We start from the raw sequence: 19,306 nt of genomic DNA on the forward strand, positions 1-19,306 counted from the left end.
ACTGGCACGACGGAACTGGCAAGACGCAATGGCGAGTCAGTCGCGGAACGACGTGGCAGCGGCCGGTTCCAGCCGCTCCCGCAAGGCGCGCCATTCCCGCGCGTACGGATCGGGCGCGCCGGGCAGGCGGTTGGTGTCGCCACTCTCGTACTGGCGCGCGGTCTTCTCGCAAATGGCTGGCGGCACCGGATTGACCCGCTGCCCGGTGGACTGGATCGCCACCTGCACGCGGCAGGCGCGCTCCAGGTTGTGCATCAGGATGAAGGCCTCCGCCACGCTGCGGCCCAGCGTGACCAGGCCGTGATTGCGCAGGATCAGGGCGCGCTTGTCCGGGCCGAGATCGGCCACCAGGCGCACGCGCTCCTCATGGTCCAGCGCAATGCCTTCGAAGTCGTGGTACGACACGCGGTCATGGAATTGCAGCGCCCACTGGTTGGAGGGCTGCAGGCCGCACGCCAGCGACGATACGGCCACGCCGGCCACGGTATGCGTATGCAGCACGCACACCGCGTCATGCCGGGCGGCATGCACCGCGCTGTGGATGGTGAAGCCCGCCGGGTTCACGTCTTGCCCCGGCGGCCCGCTGATGATGTTCCCGTCCAGGTCGATGCACACCAGCGAGGACGCGGTGATATCGCGGAACAGCATCCCGAACGGGTTGATCAGGAAGCGGTCCTCGGTGCCCGGCACCCGGGCCGAGATATGGGTGTAGATGCTGTCGTCCATGCCGTACAGGGCGACCAGGCGGTATGCGGCGGCGAGATCCTCACGCACCCGTTGCTCGGCCTCGGAGATGGCGGGAACCAGGCGGGAAGAGACGTTGTTGCCCATGTTTGGGTTTCCTTGGATTGGCGATTAGGTCACTGTAGGTCGATGGTCAGCTGTCGACAGTTGGCACTTATACCGATTACGCAAAGTTCAGGCCACGTGTTCAATTTGCAGCCGAATATGTTGCAGTGCGATGCGCAAGGCGTTGATTTTCAAGGGAATGCGGGCTTGCCCCGGCGTGGATGGCAGGCTGCCTGGCGGCTTTGGCGGTTTGCCCTGGGGATGGTGCCATGCGCAAAAAATGGGCATCGGCAGCCGGGTTTCGGGATTGGCGAGCGGGAATAGGGCGCGGCGCACGGTTTGGTGGCGTGCAGAAAATCCAGCGTCGGGATAGCCGGCCAGGGTGTCCGTGTGTCTCTTTTGTCACATGGCTAGCTAGCAAGCGCGGCCTGGCATGCTCGCGGGGTGCAGAAACGCCGCCGCCGGAAATATAAGCAGGATGCCGGGCCGGAGTATGCGAAGATGCGCGCACAGCGGCGCTGCGAATACGCGCGGCCGGCTGTCTGGACCTGACCCCAGTCGCACCCCACGACTTTCCGCCTGCGGCCTTCTTGCCCCTGGTTCAGTTCTTTCCCGAAGCATGCTGCCTTCCCGCTGGCCTCAAGGCCACCATGGCGGTCATGCCCGTCGCGTTTTCCGCTCGCTCTCAACCCTGCGCCGCTCAACCGCCGAGCCCCAACGCCCAAGCCCGGTAGCGGGCGCCAATTGTCCGTCATCGTACCGACACCGCACGCCGTCCATGGCAACGTGCCGGTAGCGGTCAGGTCCATGCCAAACGGCGCGGCTACATTCGCATCGGGCTCGAAGATTCCGGTCCCCTGGCGAGGTATCGGCGGCGGCCTGGCCAATCACGCGGAGTCGGGAAAGGAGCGTTCCATGTTAGGAACCGTATTACTGGTCGTGCTGGTGCTTGTCTTGCTCGGTGCCATGCCGACCTGGCCGCATAGCCGTTCCTGGGGCTACATGCCCAGCGGCGTGCTGGGCCTGCTGCTGATCGTGGTGCTGGTGCTGGTGCTGATGGGCCGCTTATAGGTGAAAAAGAGCCGAGAAAGAGGCGAGAAAGAGGCGAGAAAGCGCGCCTTGGCGCAACAGACCGCGCAGCGATCACGTGATGGCCGGCTGGCCTCGGGCTTGCCGGCCAGCCGTTTTTAAGGAGGCGAACCCGTCTCCCGATCCCCGTTGGCAACCAAGGCGCCCATGTATTCAGTGCTAGGCCGCAGGTTCGAGTACGCATCCACCCCTTCGCCGTGGGACAGCAAGGCGCCAGTGCGGGAGGAGTTGTTCGGCATCGAGCGGCTGGAGCAGCATGCGCAAAGCCTTGCCGCCGCCCAGCCCGTTACCCCGACGCCCCCGCGCGTGCGCACGCTGCGCAGCCGCCTCAACGACAATGCCGAAGTACTGCTCGCGGCCTACCGGGCCAGCGCGGCGGAGCTGGAGAGTGGCCGGGCCGTGGTGCCCGCGGCCGAATGGCTGCTGGACAACTACCACCTCGTGGAAGCGCAGATCCGCGAGATCCGCGATGACCTGCCGCCAGGCTACTACCGTCAGTTGCCCAAGCTCAGCGAGGGTCCCTTCGCCGGCTATCCCCGCGTATTTGGCCTTGCCTGGGCCTTTGTCGCGCATACCGACAGCCATATCGACCCGGACACCCTGCGGCGCTTCATTGCCGCCTACCAGCGCGTGCAGCCGCTGACCATCGGCGAGCTGTGGGCCGTGGCCATCACGCTGCGCATCGTCCTGATCGAGAACCTGCGCCGCCTGGCCGAGCAGATAACCGCCGGGCGCATCGCCCGTGCCGACGCGGACGATCTGTCCAGGCAACTGCTCAAGTTGGGTTGCGCCCGCTCGGCGCTCGACAAGGATATCGCCTCGCGCGCCCCCGCGCCGTTGTCGGAACTGTTCGCCGCGCAGCTGGCCAAGCGCCTGCGGGACCAGGACCCACGGACCACGCCAACCCTGGGCTGGCTGGAAGAGCGGCTCGGCCGGCAGGGCGCGTCCATCGAGGACGTGGTGCGGCACGCCCAGCAGCGCCAGGGCGCATCCAACGTGACCGTGCGCAATGTCATCACCAGCATGCGGCTGATATCGGATATCGACTGGGCCGAACTGTTCGAGAGCGTGAGCCTGGTCGACGCGCGTTTGCGCGATGGCAGCGCTTATGCCGAAATGGACTTCCCCACGCGCAATCTTTACCGCAGCGCCATCGAGCAGCTCGCGCGCGGCTCGCCCGCCTCGGAGCTGGAGATTGCCGATCTTGCGCTGGCCACGGCCCGCGCCGCGGCGGCAGGCACCGCCGATGCGGCGCAGGCGCAGCGCATCGGGGACCCGGGATATCACCTGATCGCGCAGGGCCGGCGCGCCTTCGAGCGCGCAATCGGCTTTCGTCCCCCGGCGCGGCTGCGGTTTTCCCGCCTCAATATCGCGCTGGGCATTGGTGGCTATGTGGGCGCCATCTTGCTGGTCACCCTTGCGCTGCTCGGTGGATCGCTCTGGTTGCTTGCGGCGGCTGCCATGCCGGCGCTCTCCGGCGGCTGGCTTGCGCTGATCGGCTGCCTGGGCTTCGTCCCAGCCAGCGAGGTGGCAACGGCGGTGGTCAACCGCGGCATCGCCTGGCTCTTTGGCGCATCCATCCTGCCGGGGCTTGAGCTCACGGCGGGCGTGCCGCCAGCACTGCGCACGCTGGTGGCGGTGCCTACGCTGCTATCGGGCGAAGCCAGCCTGCGCGATCAGATCGAGCGCCTGGAGGTGCACCATCTTGCCGGCGCCGGAGGTGACCTGACCTTTGCGCTGCTCACCGACGGCACCGACGCCGACCAGGCCGTCATGCCGGGCGACGCGGCCTTGCTGGCGGTGGCGGCCGAAGCCATCGGCGAGCTGAATCGCCGCTACGGGCCGGGCCCCGCCGGCAACCGCTTCCTGCTGCTGCACCGGCACCGTGTGTTCAACGCCGGCGAAGGCAAGTGGATGGGCTGGGAGCGCAAGCGCGGCAAGCTCCATGAACTCAACCGCCTGCTGCGCGGCGCCACGGACACCAGCTTTGCTGCTGTCGATGGCGCGGCGCCCCAGGTACCACCCGACGTGCGCTACGTGATCACGCTCGATGCCGACACGCGCTTGCCGCGCGACGCGGCGCTCCGGCTGATCGGCAAGATGGCCCACCCGCTGAACCGGCCAAGGTTCGACGCAACGCTGCAACGTGTCATCGGCGGCTACGCCATCCTGCAGCCACGCGTCACGCCATCTCTGCCGGTGGGGAGCGAGGGCTCGTTCTATCAGCGCATATTCTCCGCGCCCGGCGGCATCGATCCCTATGCGGCGGCGGCGTCGGACGTGTACCAGGACCTCTTCGGCGAGGGTTCCTATACCGGCAAGGGCATCTATGACGTGGATGCCTTCGAGGCCGCGCTGCGCGGCCGCGTGCCGGCGAATGCGGTGCTCAGCCACGACCTGTTCGAGGGCATGTTCGCCCGTGCCGGGCTGGCCTCGGACATCGAGGTCGTCGAGGATTTTCCCGCGCGCTATGACGTGGCCGCCAAGCGCCAGCATCGCTGGACGCGTGGCGACTGGCAGCTCCTTGGCTGGATCGTGCGCGGCCGCAAGGGCAGCCAGGCGGTGCCGATGCTCGGCCGCTGGAAGATGCTGGACAACCTGCGGCGCTCGGTGCTCGCGCCGTCGCTGCTGCTGTGCTTTGGCGCGTGCTGGCTGCTGCCGCCGGGGGCGGCTTTGCGGGGCACGCTGCTGTTGCTGGCGGCCGTGGCGATTCCCGCCCTGTTGCCCGGTGTGTTTTCCGTCATTCCCCATCGTGCCGGCATCCAGCTGCGCACGCACGTGAGGATACTGTGGGACGACCTGCGCGCCGCCGTGGCGCAGGTGCTGCTGACGCTGGCGTTCCTGCCCGACGCGGCCTGGCGCATGAGCGACGCCATCGCGCGCACGCTGGTGCGGCTGCGCTTGACCCGCCGCCACCTGCTGGAGTGGACCACGGCCGCCCAGTCCATGACCAGCCCCCGGCTTGACCTGGCCGGCTCCTACCGCCAGATGGCGGGCGGTGTCTTGCTGACGCTGGCGCTGCTGGCGGGCACGCTGGCCTTCGCGAGCGCGTCCTGGCCGCTCGCGCTGCCGCTTGGATGGCTCTGGCTGGCCGCGCCCATGTTGGCGCTGTGGGCAAGCCGGGCGCCGAAGGTGGCAAGGCGGCTGGTGGTGTCGGACGCTGACACGCGCGAGCTGCGCCTGACCGCGCGCCGCACCTGGCGCTATTTCGAGACCATGGTCACGCCAGCGGACAACATGCTGCCGCCCGACAATTTCCAGGACAGCCCGAAGCCGGTCCTGGCGCACCGGACCTCGCCCACCAATATCGGCCTGTACCTGCTATCGGCCATTGCCGCGCGCGACTTCGGCTGGAGCGGCACGGCGGCCACGGCCGCGCGGCTGGAAGCGGCCTTCGCCGCCATGCAAAAGCTGCAGCGCTGCCATGGCCACTTCTACAACTGGTATGGCACGCAGGATCTGCGCGCCCTGACGCCTGCCTACGTGTCATCGGTCGATAGCGGCAACCTGGCCGGCCACCTGATTGCGCTGGCCAACGCCTGTGAAGAATGGACCCATGCCGAGGTGACGCCGGATTTCCGGCTCGGCATGATGGACACCGTCACGCTGGCGCGCGAGGCCATTGCCGGGCTGGCGCTGGCGGGCGGCGAGCGCGCCGGCAAGCTCGGCGAATTGCTGGAACAGGTCGAAACCCAGCTTAACGTCACGCAGGGCACGCAGGCCATGGCCATGCTGATGCCCGCGCTCAAGCGGCTGACGGAAAAAGCCGCCGCGATCGCCAGCGACATCCTGCCCGCCGCCGGCGACGACAGCCTTGGCGACCTGGCCTTCTGGGTGCAGGCGCTGCGCAAGGCCGTGGCCGAGCACGAGCAAGACCGGGTGGAGCGGATCGAAGCGCCGGAGCTGCTCGGCGCGCGCCTGCAAGCGCTGGCTGCCGTCGCGCGCGACATGGCACTGTCGATGGACTTCGCGTTCCTGTTTGACGAAGAGCGCAAGCTGCTTTCGATCGGCTACTCGCAGGACGACAACCGGCTCGATGTCAGCTGCTATGACTTGCTTGCGTCGGAGGCCCGTCTTGCCAGCCTGTTTGCCATCGCCAAGGGCGATGTGTCCACGCGCCACTGGTTCCGCCTTGGGCGCACGGCCACGCCGCTGGGCAATGGGTCGGCGCTGATTTCGTGGTCCGGGTCGATGTTCGAGTACCTGATGCCGTCGCTGATCATGCGCGCGCCGGCGGGCAGCCTGCTCGAGCAGACCAACCGGCTGGTGGTGGAGCGCCAGCAAGGCTACGGCCGCGCGCTGGGCGTGCCATGGGGCGTGTCCGAATCCGCCTACAACGCGCGCGACCTGGAGTTCACCTACCAGTACTCCAACTTCGGCGTGCCGGGCCTGGGCCTGAAACGCGGGCTTTCCGACAATGTGGTGATCGCACCGTATGCGAGCGGGCTGGCCACCATGGTGGATCCGCAGGGCGCGCAGCAGAACTTCGCGCGTCTCGCGCGGATGGGGGCAAAGGGGCGCTTCGGCTTCTACGAGGCCATTGATTTCACCCGCTCCCGGTTGCCCGAGGATGAGGCGTTCGCCATCGTGCGCAGCTACATGGCCCACCACCAGGGCATGACCATCGTGGCGATCGCCAATACGCTGCACGGTGGGCAGATGCGGGAACGCTTTCACCGCGAGCCGATGATCCAGGCCACCGAGCTGCTGTTGCAGGAGCGCATGCCGCGCAACGTCGCCATTGCGCATCCGCGCGCCGAAGAGGTGAAAGCCTCCACGATGGAGTCCGGCAGCGAGGATTCCACGGTGCGCAGGCTCGCGGGCTATGCGCCCGGCGCGCCCGTCACGCATCTGCTGTCCAACGGGCGCTACGCGGTGATGCTGACCGCGGCCGGCGCGGGCTACAGCCGCTGGCGCGACCTGGCGGTGACGCGGTGGCGCGAGGATGCCACCCGCGACGACGCTGGCAGCTTCATCTTCCTGCGCGATACGCAAAGCCGCGCCGTGTGGCCGGCCGGCGCGCAGTTTGCCGGCGGCGATACGGACGATGGCGAGCAGGGCAGCGAAGTGGTCTTCGCCGAAGACCACGCGGAGTTCATCCGCCGCGACGGCAGCCTGGTCACCACGCTCTCCATCCTGGTCTCCGGCGAGGATGACGGGGAAGTGCGGCGGGTCTCGCTGGCCAACAGCGGGCGGCGCGCGCGCGAGATCGAGCTGACCTCGTATGCGGAACTGGTGCTGACCGTGCCGGCGGCAGATGCCGCGCACCCGGCTTTCTCCAAGCTGTTTGTCGAAACCGAATACCTGCCCGAGTTCGGCGCGCTGGTTGCCACGCGCCGCCCGCGCTCGCCCACGGAGCCCACGATATGGGCCGCCCATTTCGCCATCGTCGAAGGCGAGGTGGTAGCGGATCCGCAGTACGAGACCGACCGGGCGCGCTTCTTGGAAGCGGGGCAAACGGGCCGGATCGCGGACGGCGTGCGCCATGGCCGTGCGCTGTCCAACACCACGGGCACGGTGCTCGACGCCATCTTTTCGCTCAGGCAGCGCGTGCGGGTCGCACCGGGCGGCGTGGCGCGCATCGCATTCTGGACACTGGTGGCGCCCTCGCGTGCCGCGCTGCTGGATCTGATCGACAGGCATCATGACCGCAGCGCCTTCGAGCGCGCCAAGACCCTGGCCTGGACGCAGGCCCAGGTCCAGCTGCGTCATCTCGACGTCAACGCCGACGAAGCGGCGGATTTCCAGCGCCTGGCCGCGCCGATCCTGTACGCCGATCCCCGCTTCCGGGGTTCCTCCGGGGCCATTGCCCGCGGCGCGGGCCCGCAGTCCGGGCTTTGGCCGCACGCCATCTCCGGCGACCTGCCGATCGTGCTGCTGCGCATCGACGAGATCGAGGATATGGCGCAGGTGCGCCAGTTGCTGCGCGCGCACGAGTACTGGCGCATGAAGCGGCTTGGCGTGGACCTGGTCATCGTCAACGAGCGCGCGTCGTCTTATACGCAGGACCTGCAGAACGCCATCGAGACCGCGGTGCGCAGCAGCCAGTCGCGGCCGCGCTTTGGCGACGAGCTCGCCCAGGGCTCGGTCTACACGCTGCGCGCCGACCTGATGCACGGCGATGCCCGCGCGCTGCTCTTGTCGGTGGCCCGCGTTGTGCTGTCCGCGCGCAGGGGGGCCATTGCCGAACAACTCGGCCGGCTGCCCCAGGCGCCGCAGCGCGCCGCGCCCGTACGCCGCCGCGCGCCACCCCGCCCGGCGCCAATGCCAGCGCCGGCCTTGCCGGCGCTCCAGTTCTTCAACGGCCTCGGTGGCTTCGACATGGACGGGCGGGAGTATGTGATCGTGCTTGATGGCGCCGCCACCACGCCCGCGCCCTGGATCAACGTGATCGCCAACCCCAGCTTTGGCTTCCATGCCTCGGCGCAGGGCAGCGGCTATACCTGGGCCGAGAGCAGCCGCGAGAACCAGCTCACGCCCTGGTCCAACGACCCGGTGCTGGATCCTGCCGGCGAAGCGTTCTACATCCGCGACGAAGACAGCCTTGAACTCTGGAGCCCGACCGCGCAGCCCATCCGCGACGCAGGCACCTACACGGCCCGCCACGGCCATGGCTACAGCCGCTTTGCGCACCACGCGAACGGCATCGCGGCTGAGCTGCTGCAGTTCGTCCCGCTGGAAGACCCGGTCAAGATTTCACGGCTGACGCTGAGCAACTTGTCCACCGGGCGCCGCCGGCTTTCCGTCACCGCCTACGTGGAGTGGGTACTCGGCACGTCGCGCGGCGCATCGGCGCCGTTCATCGTGACCGAGCGCGACGAGGCCACCGGCGCGATGCTGGCGCGCAATCCCTGGAGCTGCGCCTTCCCCGGCCGGGTCGCCTTTGCCGATCTCGGCGGCAGGCAAACGGCCTGGACCGCCGACCGCACGGAGTTCCTCGGCTACAACGGCGGCGCCGAGGCGCCGTCGGCCCTGCTTGGCACCGCGCCGTTGTCCGGCGCGGTGGGCGCGGGGCTGGACCCGTGCGCCGCGGTGCAGTGCATCGTGGAGCTTGCCGCGGGCGAGACGCTCGACATCGTCGCGTTTCTTGGCGAGAGCGGCTCGGCCGAGGCGGCGAGGGCGCTGATAGCCCGCTATCGCGCTGCCGATCTCGACGCCGTGCTCGATGCCGTGACCGGGCACTGGGATAGCCTGCTTGGCGCCGTGCAGGTCAGGACGCCGGACCGGGCAATGGACATCATGCTCAACGGCTGGCTGCTGTACCAGACCCTGGCCTGCCGCATCTGGGCCCGCTCGGCCTTCTACCAGGCGAGCGGTGCCTATGGCTTTCGCGATCAACTGCAAGACACCATGGCGCTTACCTTCGCCAAGCCGGCGGCCACGCGCCAGCACCTGCTGCGTGCCGCGGCCAGGCAATTTGCCGAAGGCGACGTCCAGCATTGGTGGCTGCCGCACACCGGGCAGGGCGTGCGCACGCGCATCTCCGACGATTGCGTCTGGCTGGCCTTCGCCACGGCGACCTACATTGCCGGCTCTGGCGATGCGGCGGTGCTGGATGAGAAGGTGCCTTTTCTCGAGGGGCCGGTGCTCGGCGCCGATGAGCATGACGCCTTCTTCCAGCCGATGACCGGGGAGGCGCAGGCCTCGCTATTCGAGCATTGCGCGCGCGGCATCGAGCGATGCCTTGCCTTGACCGGCGAGCACGGCCTGCCGCTGATCGGCGGCGGCGACTGGAACGACGGCATGAACCGGGTCGGCGCCGGCGGCAAGGGCGAGAGCGTGTGGCTTGGCTGGCTGCTGATGCGCACGATCGCGTTCTTCGCGCCGCTTGCCGAGGTGCGCGATGCCGGCCGCGCGGCGCACTGGCGTGCCCACGGGGCAATGCTGGGCGCGGCATTGGAGCGCGATGGCTGGGACGGCGAATGGTATCGCCGTGCCACCTTCGATGACGGCAGCTGGCTGGGTTCAAAGACCAGCCCGGCCTGCCGGATCGACGCCATTGCCCAGTCGTGGGCCGTGCTGTCGGGCGCCGGGGATCCGGTGCGTGCTGCCACCGCCATGGCATCCATGGCCGAGCACCTGGTGCGGCGCAACGACGGCCTGGCGCTGCTGTTCGCGCCGCCTTTCAATGGCGCCTCGCCCGATCCTGGCTACATCGAAGGCTATCCCCCCGGCGTGCGCGAGAATGGCGGGCAATACAGCCACGCCGCGATGTGGTCGGTCCTTGCCTTCGCCCGGCTCGGCGCGGGCGCAAAGGCCGTGGACCTGTTCTCGATGCTCAACCCCATCCACCACGCCAGCACGCCCGCAGGCGTGCAGCGCTACAAGGTCGAGCCGTACGTGATCGCGGCCGATGTGTATTCGGTGGCGCCCCACATCGGGCGCGGCGGTTGGACCTGGTACACCGGCGCGGCCGGCTGGATGTATCGCGCCGGGGTGGAAGGCATCCTGGGGATCCGCCGCGAAGCGGGCTGGCTGATCGTGGCGCCGAGCATTCCGGCGGCCTGGCCTGGGTTTGAGGCGACGGTGTCCCTGGGGGCGTGCCACTACGACATCCGGGTGCAGACACTGGCGCCAGGCGCGGGCGGCGCGCATGCCGTCCTCGATGGGCTGGCGGTGGCATGCGGCGACGGTGCCGTGCGCGTGCCGCTGGATGATGGCAGGCACAGGCTGCTGGTATGCATCCCGGTGGCGGCGGAATAGGGCGGTATAAGGGCGGAACAAGGCGGAATGGGGCGCATGGGATGCATCTGGCTTGGCCAGAGAAGTCTTTCCGGGAATCGCTTGACTCCTCGGGTAATAAGCTTATGATGTGTCCAATTGCTGCATTGCAGCAAAACGATGATGCCGCTCACGGAACCTTCTTCGACAGCGTTGGATCATCCCCAGGAGACTACTTCATGGCACATCCCACCCAAGCTCAATTCTTCGGCGTCCAGCAAGCTAACCTGGACCTGTTCCTGGCCTTGGTCGGTCCCCTGGCCCGTGGCGCGGAAAAGATCAGCGAGCTGAACATGCAGGCCGTCAAGACCAGCCTGGCGGATACCACGAACTACGTCCGCGAATCCAGCCAGCAGCCGGTTGGCGCCGGCATGTCCGGCCTCAAGCCGGAACTGGCCAACGGGTTTGCCCAGAAGATGAACGCGTATGCTGGTCACATGAACGAGATCTTCGCCAGCACCGGCGCAGAGTTCGCGCAGGAAGCCCAGCGCCAGATGAGCACCTACGCCGCGCAGACCCAGGAAGCCATGGCGTCGTTCGGCCAGAACCTGATGTCGAGCGCCGGTGGCGCGTTCCCGGCTTCCGGCGCGAGCGCACCGAACTGGGTCGCGGCCTACGAAACGGCCATGAAGCCGATGCGCGACGCCTTCGAGAAGGTCATGCCCGCCACGGCTGCCAAGTAAGGCCAAGCCAGGCAAAACCGCTGGCCGCTGCGAAGCCAAAGCTAGTAGCAAGAAAACTGCGCCCATGTGGCGCAGTTTTTTTTGCTGACAAAGCGGGATCTGCGTCGTCGTGCACTGTGAGCGTGAGGACGGCGAAACCCCAGCCATGCGACTGGGGTTGACGAAGGATTTTTTATTTTGCCTCTCAGCGAAAAACTGCTCCGCATATTAGGGCCTCACGGCGTACCGGTCAGTGTATGCGCAACGGGAAGGTATTTAGCCAAGATGCTCAGCATGGTGGCGGCCTCAGCCTTCGACACCGGGGGAAACGGTGAAACGTACGAGGTACCGTTGCGACGCTCGTGGGCCTTCGTGATGAAGGCAAATTCTTGGGAGTCCACGCCCAGCGAGGTGGACACACGCTGGATGGCTAGGTTACGGCCGGCATCTTTGGTGCGTACCTCATTGAACTCCAGTACGGCCTGGACCACCTGGAAATAGCCTTCGTAGGCCAAAGTAAACACCTGCAGATGTCGGCCGGGGCCTAGCTCCTCGGCTGTGGACCTATAGTCCGCTGCATTACGCAGGAAGCCTGCGATAGCGCCAGGCGTTGGGGCGACCGCCTCAAAGGCTTTCGTCTTGATAAGGTTTTCGTATTCAGCTTCGCGCGGCATCACAGTACCCTCAGCGTAGGGCCTTGTGCAATCTGGGCCATGATGGGGTCAGACTCTACCAGGGCAGCCCATTCAGCAGGCTCGTACAAAGAGAAGTTGACGGGGCGCAGCAGACCTTGTTCGGCCTTGTGCAAGGCCTCGGATAGCTCGAGGAGAGGGATGCTGCCGACAACAATCAGATCGATGTCGCTCTGGCCACCGTCGGTGCGCTTGGCCACGGAGCCAAACACGAACGCTGAGGTGATGTGGTCGGCAAAAGGCGCGAGGGCTTCTTTCAGCGGCTCCACAACGGCAAAGGATTTGCGCGCGATACTAAGTAACTCTGGATAGAGGGTGAATTCGGTATTCGCCCGGATGCTTCGTTGCCGGCCTCGTCGGGCGTCTTCCCGAAGTACGCCGGCGGCGACCAGGCGGTCCACCTGCTTTTGAGCGCTTCCGCGCCCACTGTCCGCCAGACGCAGCAGTTCCTGTAGCGTAAAACTGCGGTCCGGCTGCAGCAGTGTGGCTCCAAGCACTCGCTGCAAGCCCGGTGTGAAGAGAAAGTCGGCAAGGCTCACGGGGAATCCTCTAAATAGGGATAAATGTCCTTATTATAGGGATAATTCGGTGAATCCTCAATGGAGGGATATACGTCCCTGTTTTGGGGATTAAATATAGTAGTCAGCCGACGAGCCTGGCGATGCCGACACCGCCGATGTGTTCACCGAAGTCTCGCGCGGCATCGACCAATGGCTCTGGATGGCTGAGGCGCATTTCGCCGAGGCCCGGGACAAGCCCGCGTCAGCCAGCGGGTGGTGCCAGGAGAACGGCCTCCACGCGCTGGCGCAGCACCGGCAGCAAGTCCCGCGCAAACCAGTCGTTGTGCTTGAACCAGCCCTGGTTGCGCGGCGATGGGTGCGGCAGCGGAATAAAGTGCGGCCCGTGCGCGTCAAAGCCCGCCACAGTAGGTGTCACGCCACCGCGCGCCGCCGCTCCCAGGAAACGCCGTTGCGCATACTGCCCGACCAGCAAGGTCAGCTCGATCTCCGGCAGGCACGCCAGCAGCGCATCCATCCACAACGGCGCGCACTCCTTGCGCGGCGGCAGGTCGCCGCTGGCGCCACGGCCCGGGTAGCACAGTCCCATCGGGATGATGGCAATGCGCGCGGCATCGTAGAACACCGTCTTGTCCACGCCCATCCACTCACGCAGCCGGTCACCGCTGGGATCGTCCCAGGGAATGCCGCTGGCATGCACGCGCGTGCCCGGTGCCTGGCCGACAATCAGGATGCGGGCGCTGGCGGCAGCTTGCACTACCGGCCGTGGACCAAGCGGGAGGTGTGCTTCGCACAGGCGGCAGGCGCGTACCTCGGTCAGCAGGGTGTCGAGGTCGGTCTTGCCCTCATCGCTTGCGGCGCAAGCAGCGACGGACGCTACGGGAGTGAGGGGAGTGACGGGAGTTTCGGGAAGGACGCGCTTCATGTCCGGCAAACGTGAATGGGGTAGTCGTGCCGATGGCGCCCAGTGTATGCAGTTCGGCGAGGTTTGCCAAACGAGGCAGGTGCGCAAGGGGGGGGCGCAATGACGACAGAAGGTGGCCGGGCGGCCACGAAGCCTTCCCGGGTAGCGCAAGCGGGCCGCGTCGAAGCACAGCCCGCCTGCCTACCGCTTCCAATCACCGCTTCCAATCACCGCTTCCAATCAGAAGCGGTGACGCACGCCCACGCCAAAGCTGTCGCCGTGCGACTGGTCGCTCAGCTTGTCGTAGAAGTACGCGGCATACACGTCGGTGCGCTTGGACAGGTTGTAGTCGTAAGCGAGGCCGGCCGTGTTGCGCTTGAAGTCCGCGACACTGTTCTTGGTCTTGTCGTACGCATAGGAGACCAGCACGTTGCCGTTGCCCACCGGGATCGAAGCGCCAACCTGGCCGTTGGTGTGCTTGATGTCGCCCGTGGCGTTGTTGACGTCGCTCTTGATGTACTGGCCCTGCGCGAACAGCTTGACCACCTTGAAGTCATAACTCACGCCGACCTGCACGGCGTTCTGCTTGTCGAAGCCGGCCAGTGCCGTGGGCGCGGTCACATCTCCCGGGGTGCTGTTGAACTTGACCTGCTGGAAGGCTACGGTGGCGCCGAAGTTGCCGTTGAAGTAGAGCACGTTGCCGCCCCACTTGTTCTTGCCGACGCTGCCTGCCTGCTCGCCGAACGAGTAGATCGCGTTGGCGCTCAGGCCGCTAAAGTTCGGCGTGGAGTACACCAGCGAGTTGCTCCAGCCCGAGTCGCCGATGATGCCCGGGTCATAGACGCGGCCATTGCTGGCCGAGAAGTAGGTGTGGAAGATCGCCGGCGAGAACACATAGGAGTCCACCAGCGGGTTGAACAGGATGGTCGAGATGAAGTAGGGCGTGGTGTTGCGCCCGAGCTTCACCGTGCCAAGCGTTGCGCTCTGCAGGCCGACAAAGGCGTTGCGGGTAAACAGCGCATCGCCGTCGAAGCGGCCTTGCTTGCCGGTGTCCGGGCGCAGGAAGCCGTTCAGGTCGAAGATCGCCTTCAGGCCGGTGCCAAGATCCTCGGTGCCCTTGATGCCGAAGTACGAGGTTTGCATGCCGCCGCTGTTGACGCCGTAGGCGCGGTCCGCACCGCCGGCCTTGGTGGCGCCGACATAGGCGTCAACCATCCCGTAAAGCGTGACGCTGGATTGCGCCATGGCGTTGCCGCAGATCAAGGCTGCTGCCATGACCGCCAGTTTCACGACCGGCTTGAAATTGTGTTGCATAAAGACCTCCGTGGTTGACCCGTTTTCTATCGTTGCTGGCTCTGTCGCATTCACTGGGCACGACAACACCCCTACGGGGGCAAGCCCCGGCTATCTAAAAACGCGTGCTCTTGAAATGGCTGGCGCAGGATGGCGCCGGTACGCTAGCGCCGCTGGCTCATGCTTGCTGCCAGCTCACGTGCGCGGCCACCACCTGCCAGCCTTCGGGCAGCCGCACCCAGCTCTGGCTCTGGCGGCCCAGGCGCGGCTCGCCGGCGCGGCGAAAGGCGATATTGGCGACGGCGAAATCATTGCCGAAGGTGGTGACGCTGCGCTCGGTGATCTCGCGGGCGAGGCCTTTTGCCGGGCGCGCCGCGCGGAACGCGCGGATGGCCTCGATGCCGTAGAGGTTCTCGCCCGCGCCGTAGCGCAGCGTGTGCGGGCTTTCCCAGAACAGCCGGTCGAGCTCGGCGACGTCGTTGCCCACCAGCGCCCGTTCATAGGCATCGAAGGCGGCTTCCACCTCGGCGAGGATGGCGGGATCGTTGATTCTCATCTTGCTTTCGTGGGTATCCGGACCAGCCCGGTAATGTTGCCTGGCATGACTGCGATGGATGCAGTTTGCGGCAATTCGATTGCATACAACCAGCACTTATTTCTTCTCATGGCGCACGCAATTTGTGTGCACTCGCTGTTGCATGCGCCGGCTCGCCATGCAAGCCCCGGCCACGCATCAGGCGGCCTCGGCCAACGGCTGGTGCAGCCCGGTCAGCGCGGCCTTCAGGTGCTCTGCAAACGCCGCCGCCGCGGGCGGCAGGCTGCGGCCCTTGCGGGCGCCCAGTACCAGCCGGCCACCGCACAGCTCGGGGTCGGACAGTGGCACGGCAATCAGCGTGCCCTGGCGCGTCTCGCGCAGCGTGCCAGCCTGGAACTGGAAGCAGATCGCGCCGGTCTGGCGCGCAAAGCTCTTCAGCATCTCCACCGTGGTGGCTTCCAGCATCACCCGCAGCGACAAGCGGTTGCGCGCGCAGATCGCCTCGATCAGCCGCCGGCTGCCAAAGCTCTCTGGCCCGAGGGCCACGGGATAGGGCTGGCAATCGGATAAACGCAACGTGCGCCGGCTCGCCAGGGGATGGTCCGGGCGCATCATTGCGCAGAAGGGCTGGGCGGACACCGCCAGTTCGTGCAGGAAGGTTGTCGGGGGCGGGTCGTGCGCCAGCAGCAGGTCGGCCTCGTCCTCCTTGAGCGCGGCCAGCAGGTCACCGGAGTTGCCTACCGTCACGCGAAACTGCACGCCGCGGTGGGTGGACTGGTAGCGGCCGATGACTTCAGGCAGGAAATCGGTGGCGACGGACTCGACCGTCGCCATGCGCACGGTGCCCCGCACCAGCCCGCGCAACTGCTCCATCTGCGCGGCGGCCGAATCCAGATCCGCGAGGCTGCGGCGCACGGTGGCGATCAACACCTCGCCGGCGGCGGTCAGCCGCACGCCGCGGGGCAGGCGCTCGAACAGCGCCGTGCCGATATCCTGCTCCACCTCCAGGATCTTCCGGTTGAGCGCGGTGGAGGCGACGTGGAGTTGCTCGGCGGCCTTGCGGATCGACCCAACGCGGGCCACGGCGTCAAGATAGAGATAAAGGCGGGGCGGGTGGAGCATGGCGGTGCGCGCTCGGGCGCTAGTGAGAACGATCCGCTCTCACTAGCAAGGATCGTGCGCGCGCCGACGCTACGCGGGCAGCCCCGTCCCGGCGACAGGACCAACGACGGGGCCGCTGCCATGGCGGGGCAACGCGACCTGGCAGTAGAGCTGGCGCAGCGCGCCCAGCGCCGACGCCCGGTCCTGCTCCGTGGCATCGCCCAGCAGGAGGCCAGCGGCGTGCGGGGCCACCGACATCACAAAGCGCAGGCGTTCAAGCCGGGCCGCTTCAAACGTTGCCAGCCAGGCGCGCGGGCTGGTCTCGCCCGCGGCCAGCGAAGTGGCAATCAGCTCGGCGGCGCTGCAGGCATCCTCGATGGCCTGCGCCACGCCCTGGCCAAGCGGTGGCGCCATGGCGTGGGCGCTGTCGCCCAGGTACATCACCTGCGCATGCGGCTCGGCAAAGCGGATGCCGCACGCCTGCATGCGGTACCAGCAGATGGCATTCACATTGGCGCAGAGCGTATCGATCAGCCAGCCAGCCTGCGGCCCCGGCCCGGCGTGCGCTGGCGTGTAGGCAGCGCGCAGCGCCTGCGGGCCGATGCCCGCGTGAGGCGTCTTTTGCGTCTTTTCGCCCGGGGCGAGCGGCAGGCTGCCGGCGATATTGATCCGCCCGTCCGGCAAGCGGAAGGCCAGCAGGCGGTTAGGGCCGTTGCACCATTGTTCGTAATCGTCGATCCGGCCGGCGCCGGCGTCCGGCACCAGGAGGCGGAATAGCAGGGCACCAAGCTGGTGCATCCGGGGCTGGCTGTCAAACGCGCCTCGGGTGGGCGAGTCACGGCCATCGGCCGCGATCAGCAGGTCGATGTCGTCAAGCCGGTGTTGTTGGCCATGCTGTTCCCAGACGACGTAGCTGCGCGCCGGATCCCGCGGGCTGGCGCCGCACTCCAGCAGCTTGCAACGGTAACGCACGGTGTTGCCGGCGGCCTGGCGCAGCACGCGGTACAGCGTGGCGCGCAGGATGCGCACGCCGCCATGGTCCGCCACGCGCGTGAGCGGCAGGTCCAGCAGCACCTCGCCGCTGCACAGCGACACGCGCCAGTGATCCCAGGGCAGGCCGGCCTCGCCAATGGCGCTGGCCAGCAGCGGGTCGCGCATGTGCAAGGCCTTGATGGCGTTGGGGCCGATCACCAGCCCGGCGCTTGCGTGGTCATCCGGTGCAACCTGCTCCAGGCAGGTGACTTCCAGCCCGGCTTGCATGGCCAGCGCGCGGGCCATGATGCTGCCGGCCACGCCGGCGCCGACGATGACAATGCGTTTGGTGGGGATCCTGGGCGTCATGAGCGTCATGGGCGCCAGTTTGCGCAAAAGGACTGCACGCAACCAGCACCGATTTGGTCTCATGGCGAGCGCGCATTGTGTGCGCTCGGTGTGCGCCCGGCGGGGAGCGGCCATGCGCCAGAAGCTCGCCCGGTCCGCAGAGACTGCTCTTGGCTTAAGGCACGACCGACAAGAACAAGTACGCCGCCAGGATGACCAGGTGCACCACGCCTTGCAGCATGGTGGTGCGGCCCGAATGCAGCGTGAGCGTGCTGACCAGCAAGGTCAGCGCAAGCAGCACGGTTTCCGTCGGGCCCAGGCCCAGCGTCAGCGGCTTGCCAACCGCGATAAAGACCGCGGCCACGGTGGGAATGGTCAGCCCGATGCTGGCCAGCGCTGAGCCCAGCGCCAGGTTCATGCTGGTCTGCAGGCGGTCGGCGCGCGCGGCGCGCAACGCGGCCAGCCCCTCGGGCAGCAGCACCAGCGCGGCAATCACGATGCCAACCACGGCCGGCGGGGCGCCGGCACTCGCTACCGCCGCTTCCACCGTGGGTGAGAGCAGCTTGGCCAGGCCGACCACCGCCACCAGGCACACCAGCAGCATGCCGCCGCTGGCGAGCGCGATCTTCGTGGGCGGGGGCGGGGCGTGCACGCTTTCGTCGGAGGTGCCTTCCACCAGGAAGTAGTCCCGATGGCGCACGGTCTGCACAAAGACAAAGCTGCCATAGAGCACCAGCGAGGCAATGCCCGCAAAGGCCAGCTGCGACTGCGACAGCATCGGCCCGGGGATTGCACTGGTGTAGTTGGGCAACACCATGGTGAGCACGGCCAGCGCGGCCAGCACGGCCAGCGCCGCGGTAGCGCCCGGCGCCTGGAAAGCCTGCTCGCGATGGCGCAGGCCACCCACCAGCAGGCAGATCCCCACGATGCCGTTGCACACCAGCATGGCGGCGGCAAACACGGTATCGCGCGCCAGCCCGGCCTTCTCGGGGCCCGCGGACAGCATCACGGAGACGATCAGCGCCACTTCGATCACGGTCACGGCAATCGCCAGCACCAGCGTGCCAAAGGGCTCGCCCACTTTATGCGCGACCACCTCGGCATGGTGCACCGCTGCAAACACCGAGCCCGCGAGCGCCAGGCCGGCCAGCACCAACAGCAGCGCCTGACCGGGCGCGGCCATGCCCGCCCCGAGGATGGCCCAAGCTGCCAGCGGCAGCCATAAGGTCCAGGCAGGCAATTTATTCGACGTCAATGGCATCCGTTCTCCCTTTCTTGTTGATGAAATGCGTGGATTCAGCTTTTTTGTGATTAATGCGGCGCGTCTTGGCTGACGAGAAAGTGCCGTCCTCAGTGGGCTTGCTGGCCGTTTTCCCCTTGGCGTCCTATTGTGGTTCAGCTTGGGGCGGCAGCAATCCGCTCGGGCGGCAGCGCGCATGTAAGGCAGTCGCATCAGGGATTCAGTTCCCTGGAATTCGCTTAAATTAAGAGAAATTGAAGGTTTATTTGCTGGAGTTGGCGGCGATTTCGCGGTTTTGTCCTGTGGTCCGGAACCCCCCGGCTCCGCAAGTCGTGAACCCGGCCGGCCATTCTAGCGTCGCACCATGGCAGCACAAGCGTTTCCGGACGCGCCGCAAGCGTCCCATTACCGGTGCGGCGAACGCCGCACCTTTCCCCCCTCG

At 67.0% G+C, this 19,306-nt stretch carries 12 protein-coding genes; 3 read left to right on the top strand and 9 right to left on the bottom strand.

Features of this window, described 5'->3' with window-relative positions; all coding sequences use genetic code 11:
- Window positions 1-36: 36 nt before the first annotated feature.
- Window positions 37-831, bottom strand: coding sequence for a class II aldolase/adducin family protein (locus A9975_RS10845; RefSeq protein ID WP_183032689.1), 795 nt, complete (start codon window positions 829-831; stop codon window positions 37-39).
- Window positions 832-1,704: 873 nt separating this feature from the next.
- Between A9975_RS10845 and A9975_RS10850 the strand changes: the two genes are divergently transcribed.
- From A9975_RS10850 to phaP, 3 genes are all read left to right on the top strand, one after another.
- Entirely contained in the window at window positions 1,705-1,860 is a 156-nt protein-coding gene (locus A9975_RS10850; RefSeq protein ID WP_183032690.1) for a DUF3309 family protein, read from the top strand.
- A gap of 165 nt (window positions 1,861-2,025) precedes the next feature.
- Window positions 2,026-10,581 (top strand): GH36-type glycosyl hydrolase domain-containing protein, encoded by an 8,556-nt coding sequence (locus A9975_RS10855; RefSeq protein ID WP_183032691.1) that lies wholly within the window; start codon window positions 2,026-2,028, stop codon window positions 10,579-10,581.
- Between the two features lie 197 nt (window positions 10,582-10,778).
- On the top strand, window positions 10,779-11,282 hold the full coding sequence (gene phaP / locus A9975_RS10860) for a phasin family protein (protein WP_183032692.1): 504 nt from the start codon (window positions 10,779-10,781) through the stop codon (window positions 11,280-11,282).
- A gap of 215 nt (window positions 11,283-11,497) precedes the next feature.
- On the opposite strand, the gene A9975_RS10865 is transcribed toward phaP, so the two are convergent.
- From A9975_RS10865 to A9975_RS10900, 8 genes are all read right to left on the bottom strand, one after another.
- The gene (locus tag A9975_RS10865; protein ID WP_183032693.1) at window positions 11,498-11,935 is read right to left on the bottom strand and encodes a hypothetical protein; all 438 of its coding nucleotides are present in this window, start codon (window positions 11,933-11,935) and stop codon (window positions 11,498-11,500) included.
- The gene (locus tag A9975_RS10870) at window positions 11,935-12,492 is read right to left on the bottom strand and encodes a nucleotidyltransferase domain-containing protein (RefSeq protein ID WP_183032694.1); all 558 of its coding nucleotides are present in this window, start codon (window positions 12,490-12,492) and stop codon (window positions 11,935-11,937) included. Before A9975_RS10870 ends, A9975_RS10865 begins: the two co-directional genes overlap by 1 nt.
- A 223-nt stretch (window positions 12,493-12,715) precedes the next feature.
- Window positions 12,716-13,396 (bottom strand): uracil-DNA glycosylase family protein, encoded by a 681-nt coding sequence (locus A9975_RS10875; protein ID WP_183032695.1) that lies wholly within the window; start codon window positions 13,394-13,396, stop codon window positions 12,716-12,718.
- A 219-nt stretch (window positions 13,397-13,615) separates the two neighbouring features.
- Window positions 13,616-14,689, bottom strand: coding sequence for a porin (locus A9975_RS10880; RefSeq protein ID WP_183032696.1), 1,074 nt, complete (start codon window positions 14,687-14,689; stop codon window positions 13,616-13,618).
- Window positions 14,690-14,846: 157 nt separating this feature from the next.
- Window positions 14,847-15,224: an oxalurate catabolism protein HpxZ gene (hpxZ, locus tag A9975_RS10885; RefSeq protein WP_183032697.1), complete on the bottom strand. Its 378-nt coding sequence runs from the start codon at window positions 15,222-15,224 to the stop codon at window positions 14,847-14,849.
- Between the two features lie 177 nt (window positions 15,225-15,401).
- Window positions 15,402-16,325: a LysR family transcriptional regulator gene (locus A9975_RS10890; protein ID WP_150988114.1), complete on the bottom strand. Its 924-nt coding sequence runs from the start codon at window positions 16,323-16,325 to the stop codon at window positions 15,402-15,404.
- A gap of 69 nt (window positions 16,326-16,394) precedes the next feature.
- Complete coding sequence (locus A9975_RS10895) at window positions 16,395-17,654, bottom strand: NAD(P)/FAD-dependent oxidoreductase (protein WP_183032698.1); 1,260 nt, start codon at window positions 17,652-17,654, stop codon at window positions 16,395-16,397.
- 145 nt (window positions 17,655-17,799) lie between these two features.
- Entirely contained in the window at window positions 17,800-18,885 is a 1,086-nt protein-coding gene (locus tag A9975_RS10900; protein ID WP_183032699.1) for a calcium:proton antiporter, read from the bottom strand.
- Between the last annotated feature and the right edge of the window lie 421 nt (window positions 18,886-19,306).

Origin of the sequence: Cupriavidus sp. UME77 (genome assembly GCF_014170355.1) — a bacterium.
Classification (GTDB): Bacteria; Pseudomonadota; Gammaproteobacteria; order Burkholderiales; family Burkholderiaceae; genus Cupriavidus; species Cupriavidus basilensis.